We start from the raw sequence: 23,528 nt of genomic DNA, 5'->3' as shown, positions 1-23,528 counted from the left end.
GATCCGTCCTGCCCCGGTCAGATGGACATCCCTACAGAAAACCGCTGGTAAGGGGCTGCTAGGTTATCGCTCGCTAACCCCCCCAATCCGAACACGGAGGGACCTATGCGGCGAATCGCTGCAGTCGCCCTGACCGCCGGCACGCTGATGGCCGGCATGGCCGCCGTCGGAGCCCCCGCCGAAGCCGCCACCGGCAGCTGGAAGCCCTACAACTCCTACAGCCACGTGGCCGCATGGGGCTCCTACACCCGCAGCGGCGGCAGCACCGCCGTCACGGGCTACCTCGCCGACGACAAGAAGAACGGCTGGACCTCCTGCGTCCGCTTCAAGTTCACCGAGGGCTCCAAGGTGTACTGGTCGCGCTTCAAGATCATCGGCGTGGCGCCCGACGGCACCAAGTACAACTTCGACGGCAAGGCCACCGTCAAGATCAGCGTGAAGTCGTCCTACGGCAGCCACATGTGGGTGCAGGAGTGCGGCCGGAACAAGAAGACCGGCAAGTACTACTACGGCAAGGGCAAGAAGATCTTCTGATCCCCTCCCCCCTTCCGCCTGACGACACAGGCCCCGCCCGGCCCGGCGGGGCCTTCGCGCTTTCCCGGCCCCCGTCGGCCCGGCTCACCAGTCCAGGTCGTAGAAGTCCCCGCCCACCTTGATCCGCGAGATCCCGTCCGGCTTTCCGAGATCGACCAGCCCGTAGCCGGTCACCAGGAACCTTCCGGTGGCGTCGCCCTTCATGGCGGGGTCGCCCGCGAACGAAGCGCTCCGGCGCCGGGTCGACCGCAGGACGCGGCCGTCGCCCGCCGACACCTCCAGAACCTCGAACCCGGCGTCGGCAGTCACCTCCGGGGCGTCGCCCCCGCCGGCGGAAACCGACCCCGCCGCGCCCTCGATCACGAAGACGCGCCGACCGTCCGGAGCGGCCGCGACTCCCTCGAATATCCGCGGCGAGGTCACGGCGCGGACGGGGCGGGCCGTGGACGGCGGGGCGCCGTCCCCTCCCAGCGGCAGGAAACGGATTTCCTGCATGGTCTTTTCCGGCCCCCTGTACCAGGAGCGCACGAAGAACAGCCGGTCCCCGGATCCGTCCCAGGAAAGCCGGTCGGCCAGCGCCACCCGCGATTCCCGCCATTCATGCCGGTCTCCGGTCGCCGAATTCACTATCGCGATTCTGGCGTTCGAGGCGATCCGCGTGATCGGCGGGTCGCCGCAGTCGACCAGGCCGTAGGCCAGCCGGCGGCCGTCGGGGGTGACCGCGAGGGATCCCTGCCCCGCAGGCTCCCCGGAAACGGCCGAACCGCCCACCTCCGTACTCCGGACGATCTTTCCCGACCCGTTGATCGAGAACTTCTCGACCCTCGTCACGCACCTCGTTCTCGCTCGTTTCAGAACGAAGAGCGTCCGCCCGTCGCCGGTGGCGGCGATGCTCAGGAAATTCGTTCCCGCGGGGGCGGATCTCGTGTCCAGGAGGCGGCCGGTGCGGGATTCGCGTACCTCGACGCGGGAGAGCTCCCCGCCTCCGGCCAGGTAGCTGGCGAAGTAGAAGCGGGGCATCGTGGGGACCTTCTGGAGGCGCCGGTCGGGCTCCATCATCTTGCGGACGCCGACGATCCCCGCGGCCAGGGCGAGGACGGCCAGCACCGCGCAGACCGGAACGGCCCACCGCCGCACCGGGGCGCCCCGCCGCGGCCTGCGCTCGGGGAAGGGACGCGGCTTGTCCGCGTCCACCCTGCCGGCCGAAGCGTGCAGGGCGTCCCGCAGGCGGTCCTCAAGCCCGCTCATCGCACCTCCTCCCCCAGTTCGCGGGCCAGCGCGGCGAGCGCCCTGGCCATCGTGGACCGCACCGTGGCGGGCCGGATGCCCATGGCCGCGGAGACCTCGTCGTCGCTCAGATCGAGGTAGTAGCGCAGCACCACGGCCTCGCGCTGGCGGCGCGGCAGCCTCTGGAGGGCCCGCATGACCGCCCGGCGGTCCTCGCCGAGCATCGCCGCCGACTCGGCCGACCAGACCGGCGGCTCATGGGGCTCGGTGTGCCGCCGCATCATCCTGCGGCGGCGCAGGACCATGCGGCAGCCGTTCAGCACCGCAGCGCGGACGTAGGCCAGCAGCTTGCCCTCGCCGTCCAGCCGGGGGGACCTGTCCTGCATGCGCAGGAAGACGTCCTGCACCACGTCCTCGGCGGTGGCCTCGTCCCCGACCAGCAGGACCGCCATCCGCACGAGGCGGAGCTGGTGCTCCTCGTACAGCGCGACGAGATCGCCGGTGCGGGGGATGACCACGGGGCGCGATCTTAACCGCGGGCGCCCGCGGGACGCCCGCGCACGGCCCGCCCGCCGGACGGCCGGTTGAGGCCAGCGCCGCCGCCGGTCATGACACGAGCGTCCGGCCGTGCCGCTCCAGGAGCCTCCGGAACGCGGCGCTGGGCTGGAGTCCCATCTCCTCGTCCAGCAGCCGCCGGTAGCGGGTGAACACCCGCCACGCGCTCACCTGGTCCTCCCGCACCAGGTGTGCGGCGGCCCTGATCCGGTGGGACGCCTCGGCCAGCCCGTCCACGCGCGCGGCCGCCTCCGCCAGGTCGATCGCACCGGTCGCGTCGCCGGCCGCCAGCGCGTGCTCGGCGAGCCGCTCCAGCGCGAGCAGCCGCAGCAGGTTCCACCGGTCCCGCGCGGCCCACACGTCCTCTTCCGGCCAGCAGGGCAGCAGCTCGCCGCCGAGCAGCCGCACCTCGTCCGGCTCCGCGGCCGTGACCGATCCCCCGGCCACCAGCCGCGCTAACCGCTCGCCCCGGCGCAGGTCGACGTCGACGTGGTCCGCGAGCGCGACATGGGACGGGGTCACGGCGAGCAGCCGCGCCCCGGTGTCCCGCCGGACGCGCCACAGCGACTGCCGCAGCCGCTTCGCCGCCTCGGCAGCGCCCGCGTCCGGCCACAGCCGCCCCTGCAGCGACTCCCTGCCCAGCCCGCCCGGCTCCAGCGCCACCGTGACGATCAGACGGCGGGGCGCCGGGGCGAGCCGGACGTCCCGCCCGTCCACCCGGCACCGGAAGAAGGAGAGGAGCCCGAGCCCGGCGTCCTCCGCGGGGACGGCACTTTGATCACCATGCATGCACGGTTGATGCACGCGCCCCGCCGCTCGCTGCTTCCTCCGCCGAGAATTTCTACAGATTCCGCACAGGGATGTCAGAAGCCCTGGTCATGCGTCCGGCGCACCGGCCGTCCGTCCCCCGGACACGGGAGCGCCCGGCCGCGCCGCGCCCAGGGCCGGAGACGTCCGGCGGACCCGCGCCTTAGGGTCGGCGTGTGCGCACGGACGAGAGCCTCGGGCGGTGGCCCCGCCCCGCCGACGTGGGCGTCCCGCTCGCCGTCGCGGGCGTCCAGCTCTCCGGCACCTGGTTCCTGGCCGAGGGCGGCGGGGAGCCGCTCGGCGGCGCCCGCTGGCCTCTGGTCGCGGGCTCGATCGTCCTGGCGGCCGCGGCGCTGGTGTGGCGGCGCGTGGCGCCCGTGCCGGTGCTCGCCGCCGCGATCTCGCTGAGCGCATCGGCGATCGTCGCCGCGGGCACGGCGGACACCGCCGTCAGCGGGCTCGCCGACGGCGTCGCCCTGTACTCGGTGGCGGTGCACAGGGAACGCCGGGACGCGGTCCTCGGATGCCTGGCCGCCTACACCGTCGCCTTCGCGGTCTACCTCCCGTACGCGCGAGGACCGGGCGATCTCTTCTCCAACGAGTTCCTGGACGGCGTCCTCTACCTGGGCATCGCCGCGTTCGGCCAGCTCCGCCGGCAGCGCGAGGCGGTGCGGAGCGGCCTGCGGGCGCGGCTGGCCGACATCGAGAGCGAGAGCCGCGCGGCGGCCGAGGCGGAGCGCGAGCGCTTGGCCAGGGAAGTCCATGACATCGCCGGCCACCATCTGAGCGCCGTCGCCGTCCACACGGGGGCGGCGGCCCGCCGCGCCGACTCCGAGCTGGTGGCCCAGGCCCTCGCCGTCGCGGCCGAGACCGGCCGCGAGGTGCTGAGGTCGTTGAGCGGGCTGGTGGACGTCGTGGCCCCCCGGGCGGGCCACGGCGGCCTGAAAGAACTGCTGCCTCCCCTGTGCCAGGGCCTGAACCGGCTGGGCATCCCGGTGTCCCTGCGGGTGGAGGGGCGGGCTCGCAGGCTCCCCGCCGAGCTGACGACGACCGCCTACCGGATAGTCCAGGAGTCGCTCACCAACGTCATGCGCTATTCGGCGGGCGCCGAGGTGCGGGTCTCCGTCCGTTACGCGCCGCGCGCGGTGAGACTGACGATCGAGAACGACGCCGCTGCAACCCGCGCGGCCGTCCCCGCGCTGGGAGGGGGCAGAGGCATCCAGGGCATGCGGGAGCGGGCGGCCGGGCTCGGCGGCGTCCTCACGGCCGGCCCCACGGCGGCGGGCGGCTGGTCGGTCGCCGCGCACCTCCCGTCGGGTCCGCGCCACCGGCGGGGATGGCCGGAGATCCTCGACGGCGTGGCGGTCGCCCTCTGCGCGTTCCTGCCGCTCCTGGGCTTCGTGCCGCCGGACCCGCTGGTCACGGGGCGGCCCGGGGCGGAGCTCCTCCTGATCGGCGTCGCGCTCACGCTCAGAGCCGTCCCGCTGTGGTGGAGGCGGCACGCGCCCCGCGCCGTGCTCGCGCTGATCGTCTCGGCGGACGCCGCCCTGGCCGTCGCCTGGGGACTGTGGTCACGGGACCTGCTCGGCCTCCTGGTCCTGGGAAGCGCCGCGGAACTGGTCGCCGTCTACTCGCTCGCCTGCTACAGGCCGGACGGGGCGCGCACCTGGCCCGCGGCGCTCGCCGCTCCGCTCCCCTGGGGGCTCGGCCTGGGCTTCCTGCTGGTCGCCGACCATGAGGTGGCGGCGGACGGCCCGACACCTGTCGCGTTCGCGTTCGGGCTGGTGACCGCCGTCGTGTGCACGGCGCCCCTCACGCTCGCGGCCTGGACGCTGGGCGTCACCACCGCGTCCAGGAGCCGCCGGTGGGGGGAGTCCGCGCTCGACGCCGTCTCCGCACGGGCGGGGGACGCCGTGCAGGCCGAACGCGACCGCGTCGCCGCGGGACTGAACGGGACCGTCCTGCACCACACCGTCAGGCTGGTGACGGTCGCCGAGGCGGGCCTGAGCGGTACGGACGGCGACGCGCACGAGGCCGTCGGCCGTGCGGCGGAGCTCGCGCGGGCCGCCCTCACGGAGATGCGCGCGCTACTGGACGCATGGGAGAGGACATGAGCATCCGTGTGCTGGTGGTGGACGACCAGGCCGTCGTCCGCGCGGGCTTCACCGCGATCATCAACGGCGAGCCGGACCTGGAGGTCGTGGGGCAGGCCGGGGACGGCGCCGAGGCGCTGCGCGCCGTCCCCCGGTGCCGCCCCGACGTGGTGCTGATGGACATCCGGATGCCCGGCGTCGACGGCCTGGCCGCCTCCCGGGAACTGGCCGCCACCGGGTCGCCCGCACGGGTGCTGGTGCTGACGACGTTCCACCGCGACGAGTACGTCTTCGGCGCGCTGCGCGCCGGGGCCTCGGGCTTCCTCCTCAAGGACTGCGACCCTCAGGAGCTCGTGGACGCCATCCGCACGGTCGCCGGCGGCGAGGCCCTGCTCGCCCCGGCCGTGACCCGCCGCCTCATCGACGCCTTCGTCACCGGTGCCATCAGCCCGCCGTCGGTCCCCGACGGCCGCCTGGAGGCGCTCACCCCCCGGGAACGCGACGTCCTCGTGCGGATGGCGAGCGGCCTCAGCAACCCCGAGATCAGCGCCGCGCTGGGGATCGGCACCGCGACCGTCAAGACCCACGTCAACGCGATCCTCGGCAAGCTGCGGCTGCGGGACCGGGTGCAGGCCACGATCTTCGCCTACGACGCCGGCCTCGTCCGTCCGGGGGCCGCCCCTCCACCCGGGGGTTGAGGGGCGGCCGACCGCCCGGCCGACCGCGGTCCGTCCCGCCGCAGGACGCGCGGGTGGCACGCGGCGCGCTTTCCTTGATCCATGACCTGCGAACACGACCGGCCGGACGGCGAGGCCACCACCGGAGAGAAGGCGGCCGTCCCCGCGCCGGACGAGGGACTCGACCCGGACGAGGGACTCGACCCGGACGAGGGACTCGATGCGGCATGGATACTTCCGGCACTGCTCATCCTGGCGGCGAAGGGCGTCCGCGCCGGCGGCGAGGGCGGACCGTGGGACGTCCTGGCCATCGGGCTGGCGGCGTGCGCGGCGCTCGCCACCGTCGTCGTCTTCGTCAAGGCCGTCAGGCGGCGCGCCTACGAGACCATGACGACGATCGCGGTCGCGACGCTGTTCGTCGGGGCCGTCGCCTACACCAGGGGCGACGTCCCCTGAGCGCCCGCCCGCGCGAGGAAGAGGCGAGAACTTCCAGGCCGGGTCCCCCACCTCGGAGGAGGACGAGGCGAAGACCCGGCGGAGACGCCGGGGAGACGTGCACGAGAAGCCGGGAAGACGCCGCGGAGACCCCCTCTTGTTGATCTGATCCCGCGGGCCAGGGCGGCTCGCGGCGGACACCGGTTCCGCCGGATCGATCTGGAGGAAACCTCCCATGAACAAGCAGCGGTTCGCCGCGAAGGCGGCGGGCGTCTCCCTGGCCGCGGTACTGGGCCTCGGGGTGCCGGGCCCCGCCTTCGGCGCCACGGCGGAGGCCGGCCGCACGGCCGCGCCCGTCACGGCGGTCCAGCAGCCCGCCCCGTCCCGGTTCAGCGCCGCCGACACCGCCGCGCTCCGGCAGATCGGCTTCTCCGGTCGCGAGATCCAGCAGCTCCAGCAGGACCTCGCGCGGAAGGGCGGCCTCAGCACCCTCCTGAAGATCCTCAAGAAGGCGGGCAAGCTCAAGTCGGCGATCAAGGCGGCGAAGAAGGGCTGGAAGGCCTTCAAGAAGTGGTACAGCAAGCTGCCGCGGCCCCTGCGGTGGGCCCTGAAGGCGGCCGGCTGGAGCACCAACGCCTGGGACCTCTACAAGCTGCTCCGCGGCTACTAGGAGCACCGGGGCCCCGAAGGGCGCACGGGGCCGGCTCCGCCACGGGAGCCGGCCCCGTGCCGGCGAGGCGGCGGCATCACCCGAACCGATCTCTGGGGACATCATCGTGACCAAGACGCGCGAGCCCGTGCCGGAAGCCGCATGGGTGTTGATCTTCATTCCCGCGGCGGCGTCGTCGCTCGTCCGGACCCTGCTCGACGGCGACCCGGCGACGTACACGGCCGACGCGCTGCTCTGCGTGGCCGCTCCGGCGGCGCTCGTCCTGCTGGTCCGCTCCGCCAGGTCCGGCGCGGGGTCGTGGTCGTGGGCCCTGATCACCCTGGCCTCGGTGGCCCTCGGGCTGGCGACCGCCCTCAGGTGACCCGGAGGAAGGCACGACAGTGATCAGAGTCGAAGAACTGACCAAGCGCTACGGACGCCGCACGGTGGTCGACCACCTGTCCTTCACGGTGCGCCCGGGGGTGGTGACCGGCTTCCTCGGCCCGAACGGCGCGGGCAAGTCCACGACGATGCGCATGATCGTCGGGCTCGCCAGGCCCGCGTCGGGCCGGGTGCTGATCGACGGGCGGCGCTACCACGACCTGCCGAACCCCTCCGGAACGGTCGGCGCGCTCCTCGACGCCGGCTGGGTGCGCCCGCATCTCACGGCCCGGAGCCATCTGCGCTGGACGGCGTGCCTGACGGGGGCGGAGCCCGGCCGCGTCGACGAACTCCTGGAGACGGTCGGGCTGGCCGGCGTGGCGGGCAGACGGGTCGGCGGCTTCTCACTCGGCATGCGCCAGCGCCTGGGCATCGCCGCGGCACTCCTGGGAAGGCCCAGGGCGCTTCTGCTGGACGAGCCGATGAACGGCCTCGACCCCGAGGGCATCCGCTGGATGCGGCACCTGCTCCGGCGGGCCGCCGGTGAGGGCTGCGCCGTCCTGGTCTCCAGCCACCTGCTCGCCGAGATGGCCCTGACCGCCGACGACGTCGTCGTGATCGGCGCCGGCCGGCTCATCACGCAGGCCCCCATGCGGGCGTTCGTCGAGCAGGCGGCCGGCGCCGCCGTGATCGTCCGGACCCCGGAGGCGCGGCGGCTCGCGGCCCTGCTCGGCCGGGCGGGCCTCGACGTCCGCCACGGACCCGACGGCGATCTCCGGGTGCACGGCGGCACCGCCGCCCGGGTGGGCGGGATCGCCGCGGCGCACGGCCTCGAACTGCACGAACTGCGCACCGACCACGGCTCCCTGGAGGACGCTTTCATGGAGATGACCCGCGACGCCGTCGAGTACCAGGCGTCCTCCCCGGTCGACTGCGCGGGAGGGCGGCGATGACGGCGCTGCGCCGGGCGCTCGCCGCCGAGACGGTCCGGTTGTCCCGCAGCCGGTCCACGTGGTGGTGCCTCGGCACGGCCGCGGCCCTGGCGCTCGCCTCGGCGGTCCTCGCGGCCCGCGTCCCGGAGGAGGGAGGCGCCGTCACCGTCGTGGACGTCCTCGCCGGGCTGTCGTTCGGCGAGATGATCCTTCTCGTCCTCGCGGCCCTGTCCGTCACCGGCGAGTACAGGCACGGCACGATCCGCCTCGCCTGCCAGGCGGTGCCGCGACGCTGGCCCCTGACCGCGGCGAAGGCCCTCCTGCTGGCGGCGGCCGGCGCGACCGCGGCCGTCTTCCTGGCCTTCGCGAGCCTGCTGGTGGCGGCCCTCTGCGCGGTGGGGCCCGGTCCGAGCCTCGACACGGCGGCGGAATGGCGCCAGGTCCTGGGGACGGGCGTCCTCTGGGCCTTCACGGCCGTGGCCGGAGTCGCCGTGGGCGCTCTCGTCCGCAACGGAGCCGCCGCCGTCGGCGTCCTGCTCCTGTGGTCGCTGGTGGGAGAGAGCGCCGCCGGGATGCTGCCGCGCGTGGGAGGCGCCCTGGCCGGGTGGATGCCGTTCACCGCGGTCGGCGGACTCGTGGACCCGGACGCGGGGTCGCGCGTCCCCTACGGCGCGGCCGGGCAGGTGGCGTACGCGATCGTCGCCGGGCCGGCGCTGCTGGCCCTCGGCATGGTCGCCGGCCGCCGCAGGGACCCCTGACCGGGCCGTCGCCGGAAGCCCCGGACGGCTCCGGCGCTAGGCGGCGCCGGGGTCGTCCTCGTCCTTGCGGAGCGACGGCTTGGGGTTCGGGGCAGGGGCTTCCTGGAGGGGCTCAGAAGGCTCTCGGGGAGTCTGCGGCGGCTCTTCCTTGGTGAGGGAAGGCTTGGCCGCCTCGGTGATGGAGGGGGCCTCTGCGGGCTTCTCGGGCTCGTCCTCTTCGGTGAGCAGGACGCCGACCACGGCGCGGAGCTTGTCCTCGGAGATGGCGCCGGCGCGCAGGAGCCGGGGCACCGGCCCCGTCAGGTCGATGATCGTGGAGGGGTCGGCGTGGCCGGAGGTGCCGCCGTCCAGGTAGACCGCGACCGAGTCGCCCAGCATCTTCTCGGCCTCGTCGGCCGTGCGGGCCGCCGGACGGCCGGACAGGTTCGCGCTGCTGACGGCGAGAGGCCCGGTCTCCTTGAGCAGTTCGACGGCGAGCTCGTGCATCGGCATCCGGATCGCGACGGTGCCCTTCGTCTCGCCGAGGTCCCACATGAGGTTGGGATTGGCGCGGCAGACCAGGGTCAGCGCCCCCGGCCAGAACTCGTCGATGAGGTCCTGCCCGTAGGTGCCGAGGTCGTCCACGAGCGCCGTGGCGGCGCGGACGGAGCCGACCAGCACCGGCGGCGGCATCTCGCGGCCCCGGCCCTTGGCGTCCAGGAGGGCGGTCACGGCGGGCGGCATGAACGCGTCCACGCCGACCCCGTACACGGTGTCGGTCGGCAGGACGATCAGCTCGCCGCGCCGGACGGCCGAGAAGGCCTCGGCGATCCCCCGGCTGCGCTCCATCGGCTCAGAGCAGTCGTAACGTCGGCTCACGGTCGCCCGTCTTCCCATCTGCACAGCGCTCGCGGGTATGGCATCGACCAGGATAGCGGGGCTAGTCGGCGGCCAGGCGCGCGGTGACGAAGCGGTCCCGGTTCGCCAGGTCGCGCCGGTTGCGCACGTCGCGCCAGCCGTGCTCCTCCGCGAAGACCCAGTACACGCCGTTGCCCTGCAGATCGCTGTGCTCGACCGCCGCGTAGCCGCCGGGGCGCAGGAGGCGCCGGGCGGTGCGCTCCACCACGCGGATCGCGTCCAGGCCGTCGTCGCCGCCGCCCCACAGCGCGTCGGCGGGATCGTGGTCACGGACGTCGCGCGGGACGTACTCCCACTCGCTCATCGGAATGTACGGGGGGTTGCTGACGACGAGGTCGACGGTGCCGTCCAGCTCGGTGAGGGCGGTCCCGAAGTCGTCCAGGTGCAGGCGGACGCGGCCCCGCTCGTCCAGCTCCTCCACGTTGCGGGTCGCGTGGACGAAGGCGGTCGGGTCCTTCTCGACGGCGTGCACGCGGGCGCGGGGCGCCTCCAGCGCGATGGACAGCGCGATCGCGGCGGAGCCGGTGCCGAGGTCGACGACGAGGGGGTCGCGCACGTCCATGTCGCGCAGCGTCTCCAGCGCCCAGCCGACCATCACCTCGGTCTCCGGGCGCGGCACGAACACGCCGGGCCCGACCTTCAGCTCCAGGTACCGGAAGAACGCGCGGCCGGTGATGTGCTGCAGCGGCTCCCCCGCCTCGCGCCGCGCGACGAACTCCCAGAACCGGGCGTCGAACGCGCTGTCGGGGACGCCGTGCAGCTCCGAGCGCCGCACCCGGTGCACGGCCGCCGCGAGCTCCTCGGCGTCGGCGCGGGGCGAGGCGGCGCCCGCGTCGGCGAGCCGCGCGGTCGCCCTGGCGATCTCGTCGAGCAGCAGGTTCATGATCCTGCCTTCCGAGGGGGGACGACCCCCCGCGCCCCCCGGTTCGCTGCGCTCATGCGTGCCTTCCGAGGGGGGACGACCCCCCGCGCCCCCCGGTTCGCTGCGCTCATGATTTCTGGGCTTCGGCCAGGCGGCGTTCCATCTCGGCGTCGACCAGCGCCTGCGTGACGTTGTGGAGGTCGCCGTCCAGCACCTGGTCGAGGTTGTAGGCCTTGTAGCCGACCCGGTGGTCGGAGATCCGGTTCTCCGGGTAGTTGTACGTGCGCACCCGCTCGGACCGGTCCACGGTGCGGACCTGGCTCTTGCGCTCGGCGGAGGCGGCCGCGTCGGCCTCCTCCTGCGCCATCGCCAGCAGCCGGGAGCGCAGGATGCGCAGCGCCTGCTCCTTGTTCTGCAGCTGGCTCTTCTCGTTCTGGCAGGAGACGACGACGCCGGTCGGCAGGTGCGTGATGCGGACCGCGGAGTCGGTCGTGTTGACGCTCTGCCCGCCCGGCCCGGACGAGCGGTACACGTCGATGCGCAGGTCGTTCGGGTCGACCTGGACGTCGACGTCCTCGGCCTCGGGCGTGACCAGGACGCCGACGGCGCTGGTGTGGATGCGTCCCTGCGACTCGGTCGCGGGCACCCGCTGCACCCGGTGGACGCCGCCCTCGAACTTCAGCCGCGTCCAGACCCCCTCCTCCTGGGCGCCCTTGGCCTTCACCGCGACCGTGACGTCCTTGTACCCGCCGAGGTCGGAGGGGTGGGAGTCGAGGATCTCGGTCTTCCAGCCGACGCGCTCGGCGTAGCGGAGGTACATGCGCAGCAGGTCGCCGGCGAACAGCGCCGACTCCTCGCCGCCCTCGCCCGCCTTGACCTCCAGGATGACGTCCTTGCCGTCGCTCGGGTCGCGGGGGACGAGCAGCCGCCGCAGCCGCTCCTCCAGCTCCGTGCGGCGCTTCGCGAGGTCGTCGGCCTCGGCGGCGAACGCGGCGTCCTCGCCGCCGAGCTCGCGGGCCGTGGCGAGGTCGTCCTCGGTCGCGGACAGCTCGCGGTGCGTCTCGACGATCGGGCGCAGCTCCGCGTAACGCTTGCCGAGCTTGCGCGCCAGGCTCTGGTCGGCATGGACGGACGGGTCGGCGAGCCGTTCCTCGATGCCCGCGTATTCGCTGATCAGATCGTCGAGATTCACGCTGTGTCCTGGCCCGTTGCGGTGCGGGGACGGCCGCCCCCGCACCGGTTTCGGACGGCCCGGGGACCGTGGGTCCCCGGGCCGCCCCTGATGTCCGCCGTGCGGCTCGCCCTACTTGTCGGCCTTCTTCTTGCCGAAGCGCTGCTCGAAGCGCGCGACCCGGCCACCGGTGTCGAGGATCTTCTGCTTGCCCGTGTAGAACGGGTGGCAGTTCGAGCACACGTCCGCGTGGATCACGCCGTTCTCGGCGGTGCTGCGGGTCTCGAAGGTGTTGCCGCACGTACACGTCACGGTCGTGACGACGTAGTTCGGGTGGATGTCGGGCTTCATCGGTTCTCCTCGCCTCAGGCGGTCGCCGGGCGCCCCCGATCCGCATGGCGAAGCCATGGGAGATGTGGGAGGCGTGAACCGGTACCGCAGCGGTTGCACACCAAGTGTGCCAGATACCCGAACGTCGCGAGGTCACCGGGCATTCCCGATCCGGGGCGGGAGGCGCGGGGCCCGCCGCGCCCGCCTAGTGCAGCCCCAGGTAGGCAAGGACGGCCATGACGCGCCGGTGGCCGCCCTGGGCGGGCTGCAGGCCCAGCTTCATGAAGATGTTGGAGATGTGCTTCTCCACGGCGCCCTCGGTGACGACGAGGTCCGCGGCGATGGCGCCGTTCGAGCGCCCCTGTGCCATCAGCCCGAGCACCTCGCGCTCGCGCGGGGTCAGCGCCTCCAGCGGGTCGCCGGTGCGGCGCCGGCCGAGCAGCTGGCCGATCACCTCGGGGTCGATGACCGTCCCGCCCGCGGCGATGCGGCGCACCGCGTCGATGAACTCCTCGACGTCCGACACCCGCTCCTTCAGCAGGTAGCCGACCCCCTGGGCGCCGCCGCCGATCAGGTCCGTGGCGTAGCGCTCCTCCACGTACTGCGACAGCACGAGGATCGGCGTGCCCGGGCGGCGCTCCCGGACGCCGAGGGCCGCGCGCAGCCCCTCGTCGGTGAACGACGGCGGCATCCGGACGTCCACGATGGCGAGGTCGGGGGCGTGCTCCTCCACGATCCCGAGGAGGCCGGGGCCGTCGCCCACCGTCGCCACCGTCTCGATCCCGGCGTCGGCGAGCAGCCGGACGAGCCCTTCCCGCAACAGCACCGAGTCCTCGGCGATCACTACCCGCATCCGGCCATTATCGTGCCCGGCGCGCCGCCCCGCGCCGCGATCACCACGTGCAGGGCAGATCCGCGCGGACGATCGTGGGGCCGCCGGGCGGGCTGTCCACGATCAGCATGCCGTCGATCGTCGCCGCCCGGTCGGCCAGCCCGGCCAGGCCGCCGTCCGGCCGCGCGACCGCGCCGCCCACCCCGTTGTCGACCACCTCGACGACCACCCAGCGGTCCTCGCGCACCACCCGGACGGACGCGCGGGTCGCGCGGGCGTACTTGGCGATGTTGGCCAGCGACTCGGCGACGATGAAGTAGGCGATGCTCTCGACCGCGGCCGGCGGGCGCTCGGGCAGGTCGACCTCCACCTCGACGGGGACCGGGGCGCGCCCGGCCAGCCCGGACAGCGCCGGGTCCAGGCCGCGGTCGGTGAGGATCGCCGGGTAGATCCCGCGGGCGAGGTCGCGCAGCTCGGAGATCGCCTCCCGGGTGCCCGCGTGCGCCTGCTCGATCAGCGCCCGCGCGCCCTCGGGGTCCTCGTCGAGCTTGGCGCGGGCGCGGCCGATGTCCATCGCCACGGCCAGCAGCCGCTGCTGGGCCCCGTCGTGCAGATCGCGCTCGATGCGGCGCCGCTCGAACTCGGCCGCGTCCACCCCGCGGGCGCGGCTGGCCCGCAGGTGCTCGGTCCGCTCGCGCAGCGCCGCGTTCTCCCGCTGCGACGGGCTCGGGCCCAGCATCAGCGCGGCGAACGCCGCGTGCCCCATCGCGATCACGCGCGTCACGTACATCGCCGGGACGAGGAGCGCCAGCCCCAGGAGCGAGACCGGCAGCGCCTCCACGGGGTTGCCCGCCCAGTACGAGACCCCGAAGTTGACCTCGGCCCCGCCGGACACCGCCACGATCACCGGGAGGAACAGCAGCGTGCCCGTCCCGGCCCACGCGATCGCCGACACGCCGAACTCGACCAGCGTGATCGGGAACAGCGCGGCGAAGTAGACCAGGTCCTTCCAGGTGCCCGGGTCCCCCGCCATCCCCTTGAGCCTGGTCAGCGGGTTGCGGCCCGCCGGCATGCGCCGGTACGGGGCCGGGATCCGGACGCCGAACGCCGCCAGGACGAACCGCCGCTCCACCGCCGCGCCGAACCGCCACGCGACCATCAGCAGCGCCAGCAGCGGGACGCCCACCCAGATGATCAGCAGCGCCACCGACAGGGTCAGCCCGACGGCGAGGACGACGAACCAGGCCAGCCCCCAGGCCAGGCTGACGCCCAGGTACAGCGCCGAGCGCCACGTCAGTGAGGACCTCACCATCGCGAGCGGATGCCAGGACCGGTTCATGACGGACGCCGACTCCCCGCCGGCCATCGTCGCCGTCGCCCACCGCGCCGCGGCCCACTGGACGGCGCCGCCGCCCGCGGCGCCGGGGTCCTTGCTCAACTCGCCCACATCGTCCCTCCGTGCCGCTCGGACCTGCGTCGGCCCTCTCCGCCTCGTGTGGTCAAGCGTGCCGGGCGGGACGCGGGGCCGCCATGACGTCCGCCGCCCGATCGGAGGTGGGGCTAACCCCACCCCTTCGCGGGGCTCGGACGGCGACGCCCCCGCCCGGAGGACCGGACGGGGGCGTGCGCGGCACTGCTCAGCGATCGCCGGAAGACTCAGCGGTCGTCGGAGACGGTCGTCTTCTGCACCTGGAGCAGGAACTCGGCGTTGGACTTGGTCTCCTTCATCTTCTCGATGAGGAGCTCCAGCGCCTGCTGCGTGTCGAGCGCGTGCAGCACCCGGCGCAGCTGCCAGACGACCCGCAGCTCCTCCGGAGCCATGAGGATCTCCTCCTTGCGGGTGGAGGACTGGTCGACGTCCACCGCCGGGAAGATCCGCTTGTCCGCGAGCGACCGGTTGAGCTTCAGCTCCATGTTGCCGGTGCCCTTGAACTCCTCGAAGATGACCTCGTCCATGCGGGACCCGGTCTCCACCAGCGCGGTGGCGAGGATCGTCAGCGAGCCGCCGTTCTCGATGTTGCGCGCCGCGCCGAAGAACCGCTTCGGCGGGTACAGCGCGGTCGAGTCGACACCGCCGGACAGGATCCGGCCGGACGCCGGCGCCGCCAGGTTGTAGGCCCGGCCCAGGCGGGTGATCGAGTCGAGCAGCACCACGACGTCGTGGCCGAGCTCGACGAGCCGCTTGGCGCGTTCGATGGCCAGCTCCGCGACCGTGGTGTGGTCCTCGGCGGGACGGTCGAAGGTCGAGTGGATGACCTCGCCCTTCACCGTCCGCTGCATGTCGGTGACCTCTTCCGGACGCTCGTCCACCAGGACGACCATCAGGTGGCACTCCGGGTTGTTCTTGGTGATCGCGTTGGCGATCGCCTGGAGCACCATCGTCTTGCCGGCCTTCGGCGGCGAGACGATCAGGCCGCGCTGGCCCTTGCCGATCGGCGACACCAGGTCGATGATCCGGGTCGTCAGGATGCCCGCGTCGGACTCCAGGCGCAGCCGCTCCTGCGGGTACAGCGGGGTCAGCTTGCTGAAGTCGACGCGGCCCTTGGCCTGGTCGGGCTCCACCCCGTTGACGGTGTCGAGGCGGACCAGCGCGTTGAACTTCTCGCGCCGCTCGCCCTCGCGCGCCTGCCGGACGGCGCCGGTGATGACGTCGCCCTTGCGCAGCCCGTTCTTGCGGACCTGCGCCAGCGAGACGTACACGTCGTTCGGGCCGGGCAGGTAGCCGGTCGTCCGGACGAAGGCGTAGTTGTCGAGGATGTCGAGGATGCCCGCGACGGGGATGAGGACGTCGTCCTCGGTGAGCACCGGCTCCTCGTAGCGCTCGCGGCCGCGGCCGCGGTTGCGCTCCCGGAACCGGCGCCCGCGACGGCCCCGGCCGCTGCCGTCGTCGTCGTCGTGCTGGCCGCCGCCGCCCTGACCGCCGCCGCCCTGGCCGCGCTGACGCCCGCCGCCCTGGTCGCCGCGGTCGCCGCGCTCACCTCGGTCACCGCGGTCACCGCGGTCACCGCGGTCACCGCGGTCACCGCGCTCGCTTCGGTCGCCGCGCTCACCACGCTCACCACGGTCGCCGCGGTCGCCGCGGTCGCGGCCCTCGCCGCGCTCCCGGCCACCGCGCTGCCGCTGGCGGCCGCCGCCTTCGCGGCCCTCACGGCCGTCGCGGTTGCCGTCCCGGCCGCCCTGGGACTCGCCGTCCTCGGAGTTCTGCTCGCGCCCCTGCTCGCGGCCCTGGTCCCGGCCCTGGCGGTCGCCGCGTCCCTCGGAAGCTCCCCGGTCCTGCTTCTCGCCCCGCTGCCGACCGCCCTGCCGCTCGGCCTTCTCCTGCTTGTCGCCCTGGACGGCCTTCTCGGCCGTGCCGGACTGCGCCTCGGGCGCCGCCGCGTTGTCGGACGCGGGCGCGGCCACGGGCGCGGCGTCGGCGATGGTCACCTGCTCGTCGGGCACCTCGCGCTTGGCGGCGGTGCGGCCGCGGCGCGGGCGCTCGGCCGTCACCGGGGCAGCGGCTCCCTGCTCGCCCCCGGCCGAGCCCTGCCCCTGGCCGCCCTGCTTCTCCTGAATGGCGGCGATGAGCTGGCTCTTGCGCATCCCGGTCGTGCCGGTGATGCCGAGGCTGGACGCGAGCGCCTTGAGCTCGGGGAGCACCATGGCCGACAGGCCGGTGCCGCGGCGGCGCCGGGGGGCGGCGGTCTCCGCGCCGGCCGGAGCGGCGGCGGTTTCCGTGCTCGTTGCGTCCGTAAGGAGTTCGCTGGATTCGCTCACTAAGGGTCCTTCCCAGGGCGCGGGCGTTGGCCGGCGTTCGGCCAGTCGACCCGGTGGTGCGGCCCGGCGGGGGCGCCGGATCGGGCTCCGCTGATCACGATGGAACCGGGATCTGCGTGTTCTGGGCACAGCCAGATGGTGGACGGGACGTTCCGCTCGTGCGTGTCCCCGGTACCGCCACGTCCGAAGTTTCGCTGGAATGCCTGACAACGGGAAGTCACGGTGTCGGGGAGCCTGGTACGCGGGACCGGCACGACCGGAGGGCCGAAATGGTGACGCGCGGCTGACGAGCACGCTGCCCCGAACGGGGCATCTGGTGCGGCAATCAGCCTAACATCACCAGGGCACACTGCTATTCCCCAGAGGTCGATGTCTTCGCATTTTACCTAGCCGGATCCTGCCGGACCGGCACCGGCCGGAGCGACGCGCGTCCCCCGCCCCCGGCGCCGCCGTCAGCTCCGGAACTCCGATTCCGGGGTCATCACGCGTGCGCCGCGGGTCGCGACGTCCAACGGGTGTTCGTGCCACCCTTTACCCACTCCGGCGCCGATCGAATCAACTCGTGATGCGGTTGTGAAGGCCAGGACAGTGGGCCCCGCACCGGAAATCACGGCCGGAACGCCCGCGTCCCGCAACCGCGCGACGAGCGCCGCCGATTCGGGCATGGCCGGGGCGCGGTAGTCCTGGTGGAGCCGGTCCTCGGTCGCGTCGAGCAGGATGCCGGCGTCCAGGCCGCCGGTGAGGGCCGCGACGAGCAGCGCCGCGCGCCCCGCGTTGGCGGCGGCGTCCCCGTGCGGGACGGTCTCGGGCAGCAGGCCGCGGGCCCGCTCCGTCGCGAGCCGCTGCTCGGGGACGAACGCGACCACCCGCGTGACCTGCGACTCCAGCCGCACCGACCGGGGGCCGCCGGGCGTCGTCCAGGCGACCGTCAGGCCTCCGGCGAGGCAGGGGGCCACGTTGTCGGGATGGCCCTCGATCTCCGTCGCGAGGCGCAGCGCCCCGGCGTCGTCGAGGAGCTTCCCGGCGGGGTGCAGCGCCCGGGCCGCGACGATCCCGGCGACGATCGCGGCGGACGAGGAGCCGAGGCCGCGGCTGTGCGGGATGCGGTTGCGGCAGCGCAGCCGCAGCCCGTCCGGGCGCGCGGGACCGCTTCCGGCCAGGTCGTCCAGGACGTCGAAGGTCCGCCGCAACACCCGCACGATCAGGTGCCGGTCGCCGCGGTCGGCGACCTCGGCGCCCTCGCCGTCCACCTCGATGGACAGGCCGCCGCCGGTCGCCTCGACCTCGACGTCGTCGTACAGCTCCAGCGCGAGGCCGAGCGAGTCGAATCCCGGGCCCAGGTTGGCGCTGGTGGCGGGGGTCCGCACCAGCACCGGGCCTTCCTGCCAGCCCACCTCAGGTGAGGCCGAGCTCGGACGCGGCCGAGTGCGCGTCGACCTTGATGGTCGTCGGCGCGGGCGCCCCGGAGATGGCCCAGTCGGGGTCCTTGAGGCCGTTGCCCGTGACGGTGCAGACGACCCTGGACCCGGCCGCGACCCCGCCCTGCTCGCTCGCCTGGAGCAGGCCGGCGACGCTCGCCGCGGAGGCGGGCTCCACGAACACCCCCTCCTCCCGCGCGAGGAGCCGGTAGGCGGCGAGGATCTGCCGGTCGGTGACCGAGTCGATCGCGCCGCCGGACTCGTCGCGCGCGGCGACCGCGAGGTCCCACGAGGCGGGGTTGCCGATGCGGATCGCCGTGGCGATCGTCTGCGGCTTCAGGACGGGCTCGCCCTTCACGAACGGCGCCGCGCCGCTCGCCTGGAAGCCCAGCATGCGCGGGGCGTGCGAGGCGAGGCCGTCCTTGGCGTACTCCTGGTAGCCCATCCAGTACGCGGAGATGTTTCCGGCGTTGCCGACCGGCAGGCAGTGGACGTCGGGCGCGTCGCCGAGCGTGTCCACGATCTCGAACGCGGCCGTCTTCTGGCCCTGCAGCCGGTACTTGTTCACCGAGTTGACCAGCGCCACCGGGTAGTCGACCGACAGCTTGCGCGCCAGTTCGAGGCAGTCGTCGAAGTTGCCGTCCACCTGGAGCAGCCGCGCGCCGTGCACCAGCGCCTGCGCCAGCTTGCCCATCGCGATCTTGCCGTTGGGCACCAGGACCGCGCAGGTCATCCCCGCCCGCACCGCGTACGCGGCGGCGGACGCGGAGGTGTTGCCGGTCGAGGCGCAGATGACGGCCTTGGCGCCGTCCTCGGCGGCCTTGCTGATCGCCATCGTCATGCCGCGGTCCTTGAACGACCCGGTCGGGTTGGCGCCCTCGACCTTGAGGAACACCTCGCAACGGGTCATCTGGGAGAGCCGGGGGGCCGGCACGAGGGGGGTACCGCCCTCCAGCAGGGTGACGACGGGCGTCGCGTCCGTCACCGGAAGCCGGTCGCGGTACTCCTCGATAATGCCGCGCCACGCGCGGGCGTTCGCGTTCACTCGGTCTCCTCGGCTGACCTGCGATGTTCGCCCGAAGTCTACCGGGACCGGCCCCGCCTCACTCGTCGCCTTCGACGCGCATGACGCTCGTCACGCCGCGGACGATCTCCAGCTCCCGCAGGCCCGCCACCGTGGCCGACAGCGCGGCGTCCGGCGCCCGGTGCGTCACGACGACGAGCTGCGCCTCCTCGCCCGAGCCCACCTGCCGCACGGCCTGGATCGACACCCCGTGCCTGGCGAACTCCTCGGCGACCGTCGCGAGCACGCCGGCCTCGTCCGTCACGTCCACCTCGATGTAGTAGCGGGTGACGGTCTCGCCCATCGGCAGCACCGGCAGCTTCGCGTAGGTGACCTCGACCGGGCCGGGCGTGCCGCCGACCACGTTGCGGGCCACCGCGACGAGGTCGCCGAGGATCGCCGACGCCGTCGGAGCGCCGCCCGCGCCCGCGCCGTAGAACATCAGCGAGCCCGCCGACTCCGCCTCGACGAACACCGCGTTGTACGCCTCGCGGACGCTCGCCAGCGGATGCGACCTCGGGATCATCGCCGGATACACGCGGACCGACACGCCGCGGCCGTTCCGGCCGTCCTCCGAAGGGATCCGCTCGCAGATGGCCAGGAGCTTGACGACGCAGTCCATCCCCTGGGCGCCCGCCACGTCGGCGGCGCTCACCTCGGTGATGCCCTCGCGGTGGACGTCCGCCGCCGTCACCGGCGTGTGGAAGGCCAGTTGCGCCAGGATCGCCGCCTTGGCCGCCGCGTCGAAGCCCTCCACGTCGGCCGTCGGGTCGGCCTCCGCGTACCCGAGCGCCTGCGCCTCGTCCAGCGCCTCGTTGAAGCCGGCGCCGTGCGTGTCCATCTGGTCGAGGATGTAGTTCGTGGTGCCGTTCACGATGCCGAGCACCCGGTGCACGTGGTCGCCGACCAGGGACTCCCTCAGCGGCCGCAGCAGCGGGATCGCGCCCGCCACGGACGCCTCGTAGTACAGGTCGGCGCCGTACTCCCGCGCCGCCGCGAACAGCGTCGCCCCGTCCTCGGCCAGCAGCGCCTTGTTCGCGGTGACGACCGACTTGCCGGCCTTCATCGCCTCCAGCATCAGCGTCCTGGCCGGCTCGATGCCGCCGATCACCTCGATGACGAGGTCGACGTCGTCCCTGGTCACCAGCGTCTGCGCGTCCGTGGTCAGCAGCGCCGGGTCGACGCCCGCGCGCACCCGGTCAGGCCTGCGCACGGCGATCCCGGCCAGCTCCAGCGGAACCCCCACCCGCGCGGCCAGATCGTCCGCCTGCTCGTTCAGCAACCGGACGACCTCCGTGCCGACCACGCCGCAACCGAGCAGCGCCACGCGCAGTCCGCGTTTCACGCTTCGACCTCCGCATCGAGCCGCAGCAGGTCGTCCGCGCTCTCCCGCCGGACGATCACGCGCGACCTGCCGTCCCTCACCGCCACCACGGCGGGCTTCGGGACATGGTTGTAGTTGCTGGCCATCGACCGACAGTACGCACCGGTCGCCGCCACCGCCACCAGATCCCCCGGCGCAAGATCTTCGGGGAACCACAGGTCCCGCACCACAATGTCGCCGCTCTCGCAGTGCTTGCCGACAAGCCTACTGAGCATGGGGGCGGCCTCGGACGTCCTGCTCGCCAGCACCCCGGTGTACTCGGCGCCGTACAGGGCCGTGCGCAGGTTGTCGGACATGCCGCCGTCCACCGAGACGTACGTGCGCAGCCCCTCGACGTCCTTGACCGTCCCGACCTCGTACAGCGTGACGCCGCCGGGACCGATGATCGCCCGGCCCGGCTCCACGGTCAGCCGCGGCATCGCCAGCCCGTACGCCCGGCACTCGCGCGCGACGATGGCGCGCAGCCCGTCCGCGATCGACTTCGGGTCGTGCGGCTCCTCGCCCGGCACGTAAGCGATGCCGTAGCCGCCGCCGAGGTCCAGCTCCGGAAGCTCGACGCCGTGCTCGTCCCGGATGGCCACCAGCAGCTCGGCCAGCCGGTGCGCGGCCACCTCGAACCCGTCCACCTCGAAGATCTGCGACCCGATGTGGCTGTGCAGCCCCACCAGTTCGAGCTGCTCCAGCGCCAGGACCCGCCTGACCGCCTCCAGGGCCGCCCCGGAACTCCGGGAGAACCCGAACTTCTGGTCGTCGTGGGCGGTGGCGATGAACTCGTGCGTGTGCGCCTCGACGCCCGTGGTCACGCGCACCATCACCTTGGCCCGGACGCCCATCTCCTTGGCGAGGTACCCCACCCGGGCGATCTCCTCGAACGAATCGAGCACGATCCGTCCGACCCCGACCTCCAGGGCCTTCTCCAGCTCCCAGGACGCCTTGTTGCTCCCGTGCAGCGTGATGCGCTCGGTGGGAAAGCCCGCCGCCAGCGCCACGGCGAGCTCACCGCCGCTGCACACGTCGAGGCCGAGCCCCTCCTCGTTCAGCCACCGCGCGACGGCCGTGCACAGGAACGCCTTGCCCGCATAGTGGACGTCCCCGTCGTGGAACGCCGCCGCGTACTCCCTGGCGCGGCTCCGGACGTCCTCCTCGTCGTAGACGTAGAGGGGCGTCCCGTACTCCTTCGCCAGGTCCCTGACGTCCACTCCCCCGACGGTGAGGGCGCCCTCCTCCCGCTTGGAGTTCCGCGGCCACACGGAGGGCTCGAGCGCGTTCAGGTCCTCCGCCGGCCCGGCCGGATGATCCTCCGGCAGGACGTCGGCATGCCGCGGCCCGGCAGGGTGTACTCGACTCATATCCGCTCTCTAGGTGTTTCACCGATCATGTTCAGCCCGTTGCCGAGGACGACCTTCACGGCCTCCGCCAGGCCGACCCGTCCCGCGTGCACCGCCCCGGGCTCCTCATCGCCCACGGGCAGCGCGGGACAACGCTCGTGCACCTCGTGGTACGCCCCGGCAACGCTCTCCAAGCACAACATCAGGGGCCTGGCGTCGCCTTCCCGCTCCGCCTGCGCGGCCCGTCCGGGAACGTCCCCGAGCGCCCCCACGAGCTCCTCCGCACCACCCTCGAACGGCCCGGCCCCGACCCCGAGTTCCCGCGCCCAACGCCCGACCCAACAGGCCCGCGCATAGGCGTAACGCACCGAGAACCCCGGATTCTCGAACGTCCGGGGCCATTCGCTCCACCCGCCCGACGGCACCCGCGCGACCCCGTAACGAGGATCACGCCGGATGACCTCCACCAGCTCGGGCCCCACCACGATCCTCACGAACCCGGGCCCGGAGACGCTCCCGCCGACCCGACGCGCGATCACCTGCGGATCGACACCGAGCCTCAGCGCCACCGGACTCTCGAAGACCCCGCCGCCCCGCCCGAAGACCACGACCTCCTCGGGAACCGCGACATCGATCTCCCCCGCGTCCACGGCGTCCCGCACCGCCCGCGCGAGAGCATCCCCTGGAGTCACCCTGGTGAGACTAGCCGACCACTATCTGGACACCGCGGCGAGTTTCCGCACCGTCTGGATCAGCTGGTTGGGGTCGAACGGCTTCGTCACGTACGCGTCGACGCCGATCTCGTGCCCCCGCCGCACGTCATGCTCCTGCGCCCGCGCCGTGATCATCACGACCCTGATGTGCGCGGTCCCGGGGTCCTCCCGCAGCCGCACCGCGGTGACCCACCCGTCCAGCCGGGGCATCATCACGTCCAGCGTGATCACGTCCGGCCCGACCTCCGCGACCTTCTCCAGGCAGTCCTGGCCGTCCACCGCGGTCGACACCTCGAACCCCTCCAGTTGCAGGTTCACGGCGATGAGCTGGCGGATCACCTCGTCATCATCGACGACCAGCACGCGTCCCAGTGGCTCGGTCACGGCCTTGAAGTTAGCCCACCGGACCCCCCGAACGCACGGCGAACCTCCCGGTGCGCGTCACCCCGCCAACCCTGGTAACCTCATACCGCGTCGCGCCCCCTTAGCTCAGGGGATAGAGCAACGGCCTCCGGAGCCGTGTGCGCAGGTTCGAATCCTGCAGGGGGCACCTCAGACGACCACCACAAACCCCGGCAGACCAGGCACTCAGCCTGTCGCCGGGGTTTGTCGCGTCTGCACCCAAGCGCCAGCGAAAGCCGCCGTTTGTCACGCTTCCCGGAACATACGCGGAACGCGTCAAGGGGCGGCGGCCCTCAGGCCGCTGCGCGGCCCCGCGCCAGGCCG

Annotated in this window: 24 protein-coding genes and 1 tRNA gene; 9 read left to right on the top strand and 16 right to left on the bottom strand. The window is 73.4% G+C overall.

The window, feature by feature from the left end:
• Window positions 1-105: 105 nt before the first annotated feature.
• Window positions 106-534, top strand: a complete 429-nt coding sequence (locus AB0C87_RS11625) for a hypothetical protein (protein ID WP_345182611.1) — start codon at window positions 106-108, stop codon at window positions 532-534.
• An 84-nt stretch (window positions 535-618) separates the two neighbouring features.
• On the opposite strand, the gene AB0C87_RS11620 is transcribed toward AB0C87_RS11625, so the two are convergent.
• The 3 genes from AB0C87_RS11620 to AB0C87_RS11610 all read right to left on the bottom strand — a co-directional run bounded on the left by AB0C87_RS11620 (window position 619) and on the right by AB0C87_RS11610 (window position 3,105).
• A complete protein-coding gene (locus tag AB0C87_RS11620) occupies window positions 619-1,782 on the bottom strand; it encodes a hypothetical protein (protein WP_353831725.1) in 1,164 nt (387 codons plus the stop codon).
• Window positions 1,779-2,279 (bottom strand): SigE family RNA polymerase sigma factor, encoded by a 501-nt coding sequence (locus AB0C87_RS11615; protein WP_345182613.1) that lies wholly within the window; start codon window positions 2,277-2,279, stop codon window positions 1,779-1,781. Before AB0C87_RS11615 ends, AB0C87_RS11620 begins: the two co-directional genes overlap by 4 nt.
• 88 nt (window positions 2,280-2,367) lie before the next feature.
• Window positions 2,368-3,105 carry a BTAD domain-containing putative transcriptional regulator gene (locus AB0C87_RS11610; RefSeq protein WP_345182614.1) on the bottom strand — a complete coding sequence of 246 codons (738 nt, stop codon included), beginning with the start codon at window positions 3,103-3,105 and terminating at the stop codon, window positions 2,368-2,370.
• 194 nt (window positions 3,106-3,299) lie between these two features.
• Here AB0C87_RS11610 and AB0C87_RS11605 point away from each other — a divergent pair, with 194 nt between their 5' ends.
• The 7 genes from AB0C87_RS11605 to AB0C87_RS11575 all read left to right on the top strand — a co-directional run bounded on the left by AB0C87_RS11605 (window position 3,300) and on the right by AB0C87_RS11575 (window position 9,048).
• On the top strand, window positions 3,300-5,237 hold the full coding sequence (locus AB0C87_RS11605; protein WP_360577282.1) for a histidine kinase: 1,938 nt from the start codon (window positions 3,300-3,302) through the stop codon (window positions 5,235-5,237).
• Window positions 5,234-5,914, top strand: a complete 681-nt coding sequence (locus AB0C87_RS11600; protein ID WP_360577280.1) for a response regulator transcription factor — start codon at window positions 5,234-5,236, stop codon at window positions 5,912-5,914. Before AB0C87_RS11605 ends, AB0C87_RS11600 begins: the two co-directional genes overlap by 4 nt.
• An 81-nt stretch (window positions 5,915-5,995) precedes the next feature.
• Window positions 5,996-6,349 carry a hypothetical protein gene (locus AB0C87_RS11595; RefSeq protein WP_360577278.1) on the top strand — a complete coding sequence of 118 codons (354 nt, stop codon included), beginning with the start codon at window positions 5,996-5,998 and terminating at the stop codon, window positions 6,347-6,349.
• 214 nt (window positions 6,350-6,563) lie between these two features.
• Window positions 6,564-6,998, top strand: a complete 435-nt coding sequence (locus tag AB0C87_RS11590; protein WP_360577276.1) for a hypothetical protein — start codon at window positions 6,564-6,566, stop codon at window positions 6,996-6,998.
• Window positions 6,999-7,104: 106 nt separating this feature from the next.
• Window positions 7,105-7,359, top strand: coding sequence for a hypothetical protein (locus tag AB0C87_RS11585; RefSeq protein WP_360577275.1), 255 nt, complete (start codon window positions 7,105-7,107; stop codon window positions 7,357-7,359).
• A 19-nt stretch (window positions 7,360-7,378) separates the two neighbouring features.
• A complete protein-coding gene (locus AB0C87_RS11580) occupies window positions 7,379-8,311 on the top strand; it encodes an ABC transporter ATP-binding protein (protein ID WP_360577273.1) in 933 nt (310 codons plus the stop codon).
• Window positions 8,308-9,048, top strand: coding sequence for a hypothetical protein (locus AB0C87_RS11575; protein ID WP_353831720.1), 741 nt, complete (start codon window positions 8,308-8,310; stop codon window positions 9,046-9,048). Before AB0C87_RS11580 ends, AB0C87_RS11575 begins: the two co-directional genes overlap by 4 nt.
• A 36-nt stretch (window positions 9,049-9,084) precedes the next feature.
• Here AB0C87_RS11575 and AB0C87_RS11570 read toward each other — a convergent pair whose 3' ends face one another.
• The 13 genes from AB0C87_RS11570 to AB0C87_RS11510 all read right to left on the bottom strand — a co-directional run bounded on the left by AB0C87_RS11570 (window position 9,085) and on the right by AB0C87_RS11510 (window position 23,165).
• Window positions 9,085-9,906: an L-threonylcarbamoyladenylate synthase gene (locus AB0C87_RS11570; RefSeq protein ID WP_345182624.1), complete on the bottom strand. Its 822-nt coding sequence runs from the start codon at window positions 9,904-9,906 to the stop codon at window positions 9,085-9,087.
• Window positions 9,907-9,967: 61 nt separating this feature from the next.
• Window positions 9,968-10,828: a peptide chain release factor N(5)-glutamine methyltransferase gene (gene prmC / locus AB0C87_RS11565; RefSeq protein ID WP_345182625.1), complete on the bottom strand. Its 861-nt coding sequence runs from the start codon at window positions 10,826-10,828 to the stop codon at window positions 9,968-9,970.
• 106 nt (window positions 10,829-10,934) lie between these two features.
• A complete protein-coding gene (gene prfA / locus AB0C87_RS11560; RefSeq protein WP_345182626.1) occupies window positions 10,935-11,999 on the bottom strand; it encodes a peptide chain release factor 1 in 1,065 nt (354 codons plus the stop codon).
• Window positions 12,000-12,110: 111 nt separating this feature from the next.
• Window positions 12,111-12,329, bottom strand: a complete 219-nt coding sequence (gene rpmE, locus AB0C87_RS11555) for a 50S ribosomal protein L31 (RefSeq protein ID WP_121434040.1) — start codon at window positions 12,327-12,329, stop codon at window positions 12,111-12,113.
• Between the two features lie 184 nt (window positions 12,330-12,513).
• Window positions 12,514-13,161: a response regulator transcription factor gene (locus AB0C87_RS11550; RefSeq protein WP_345182627.1), complete on the bottom strand. Its 648-nt coding sequence runs from the start codon at window positions 13,159-13,161 to the stop codon at window positions 12,514-12,516.
• A 40-nt stretch (window positions 13,162-13,201) separates the two neighbouring features.
• A complete protein-coding gene (locus tag AB0C87_RS11545; protein ID WP_360577270.1) occupies window positions 13,202-14,587 on the bottom strand; it encodes a sensor domain-containing protein in 1,386 nt (461 codons plus the stop codon).
• 209 nt (window positions 14,588-14,796) lie between these two features.
• The gene (rho, locus tag AB0C87_RS11540; RefSeq protein WP_360577268.1) at window positions 14,797-16,896 is read right to left on the bottom strand and encodes a transcription termination factor Rho; all 2,100 of its coding nucleotides are present in this window, start codon (window positions 16,894-16,896) and stop codon (window positions 14,797-14,799) included.
• 452 nt (window positions 16,897-17,348) lie between these two features.
• Window positions 17,349-18,269, bottom strand: a complete 921-nt coding sequence (thrB, locus tag AB0C87_RS11535; RefSeq protein WP_345182630.1) for a homoserine kinase — start codon at window positions 18,267-18,269, stop codon at window positions 17,349-17,351.
• A gap of 22 nt (window positions 18,270-18,291) precedes the next feature.
• Window positions 18,292-19,359: a threonine synthase gene (gene thrC / locus AB0C87_RS11530; RefSeq protein ID WP_360577267.1), complete on the bottom strand. Its 1,068-nt coding sequence runs from the start codon at window positions 19,357-19,359 to the stop codon at window positions 18,292-18,294.
• A gap of 58 nt (window positions 19,360-19,417) precedes the next feature.
• Window positions 19,418-20,704, bottom strand: a complete 1,287-nt coding sequence (locus AB0C87_RS11525) for a homoserine dehydrogenase (protein WP_345182683.1) — start codon at window positions 20,702-20,704, stop codon at window positions 19,418-19,420.
• 14 nt (window positions 20,705-20,718) lie between these two features.
• Window positions 20,719-22,110 carry a diaminopimelate decarboxylase gene (gene lysA, locus AB0C87_RS11520; protein ID WP_345182632.1) on the bottom strand — a complete coding sequence of 464 codons (1,392 nt, stop codon included), beginning with the start codon at window positions 22,108-22,110 and terminating at the stop codon, window positions 20,719-20,721.
• A complete protein-coding gene (locus AB0C87_RS11515; protein WP_345182634.1) occupies window positions 22,107-22,781 on the bottom strand; it encodes a DALR anticodon-binding domain-containing protein in 675 nt (224 codons plus the stop codon). Before AB0C87_RS11515 ends, lysA begins: the two co-directional genes overlap by 4 nt.
• 21 nt (window positions 22,782-22,802) lie before the next feature.
• A complete protein-coding gene (locus tag AB0C87_RS11510; protein ID WP_345182684.1) occupies window positions 22,803-23,165 on the bottom strand; it encodes a response regulator in 363 nt (120 codons plus the stop codon).
• Window positions 23,166-23,280: 115 nt separating this feature from the next.
• Here AB0C87_RS11510 and AB0C87_RS11505 point away from each other — a divergent pair.
• Window positions 23,281-23,352: transfer RNA gene (locus AB0C87_RS11505), tRNA-Arg, on the top strand.
• The last annotated feature ends 176 nt before the right edge of the window (window positions 23,353-23,528 follow it).

The organism is Actinomadura sp. NPDC048021 (assembly GCF_040653135.1).
GTDB classification, from domain to species: Bacteria; Actinomycetota; Actinomycetes; order Streptosporangiales; family Streptosporangiaceae; genus Spirillospora; species Spirillospora verrucosospora.
This window is presented reverse-complemented; position numbering and strand designations above follow the sequence as displayed.

Bases quoted from the DNA above. Each gene is read 5' to 3' on its own strand.
- AB0C87_RS11575 (WP_353831720.1), top strand. From the start codon at position 8,308: ATGACGGCGCTGCGCCGGGCGCTCGCCGCCGAGACGGTCCGGTTGTCC.
- lysA (WP_345182632.1), bottom strand. From the start codon at position 22,110: ATGAGTCGAGTACACCCTGCCGGGCCGCGGCATGCCGACGTCCTGCCG.
- rpmE (WP_121434040.1), bottom strand. From the start codon at position 12,329: ATGAAGCCCGACATCCACCCGAACTACGTCGTCACGACCGTGACGTGT.
- AB0C87_RS11625 (WP_345182611.1), top strand. From the start codon at position 106: ATGCGGCGAATCGCTGCAGTCGCCCTGACCGCCGGCACGCTGATGGCC.
- AB0C87_RS11610 (WP_345182614.1), bottom strand. From the start codon at position 3,105: ATGCATGGTGATCAAAGTGCCGTCCCCGCGGAGGACGCCGGGCTCGGG.
- AB0C87_RS11550 (WP_345182627.1), bottom strand. From the start codon at position 13,161: ATGCGGGTAGTGATCGCCGAGGACTCGGTGCTGTTGCGGGAAGGGCTC.
- AB0C87_RS11590 (WP_360577276.1), top strand. From the start codon at position 6,564: ATGAACAAGCAGCGGTTCGCCGCGAAGGCGGCGGGCGTCTCCCTGGCC.
- AB0C87_RS11595 (WP_360577278.1), top strand. From the start codon at position 5,996: ATGACCTGCGAACACGACCGGCCGGACGGCGAGGCCACCACCGGAGAG.
- AB0C87_RS11620 (WP_353831725.1), bottom strand. From the start codon at position 1,782: ATGAGCGGGCTTGAGGACCGCCTGCGGGACGCCCTGCACGCTTCGGCC.
- prmC (WP_345182625.1), bottom strand. From the start codon at position 10,828: ATGAACCTGCTGCTCGACGAGATCGCCAGGGCGACCGCGCGGCTCGCC.
- AB0C87_RS11600 (WP_360577280.1), top strand. From the start codon at position 5,234: ATGAGCATCCGTGTGCTGGTGGTGGACGACCAGGCCGTCGTCCGCGCG.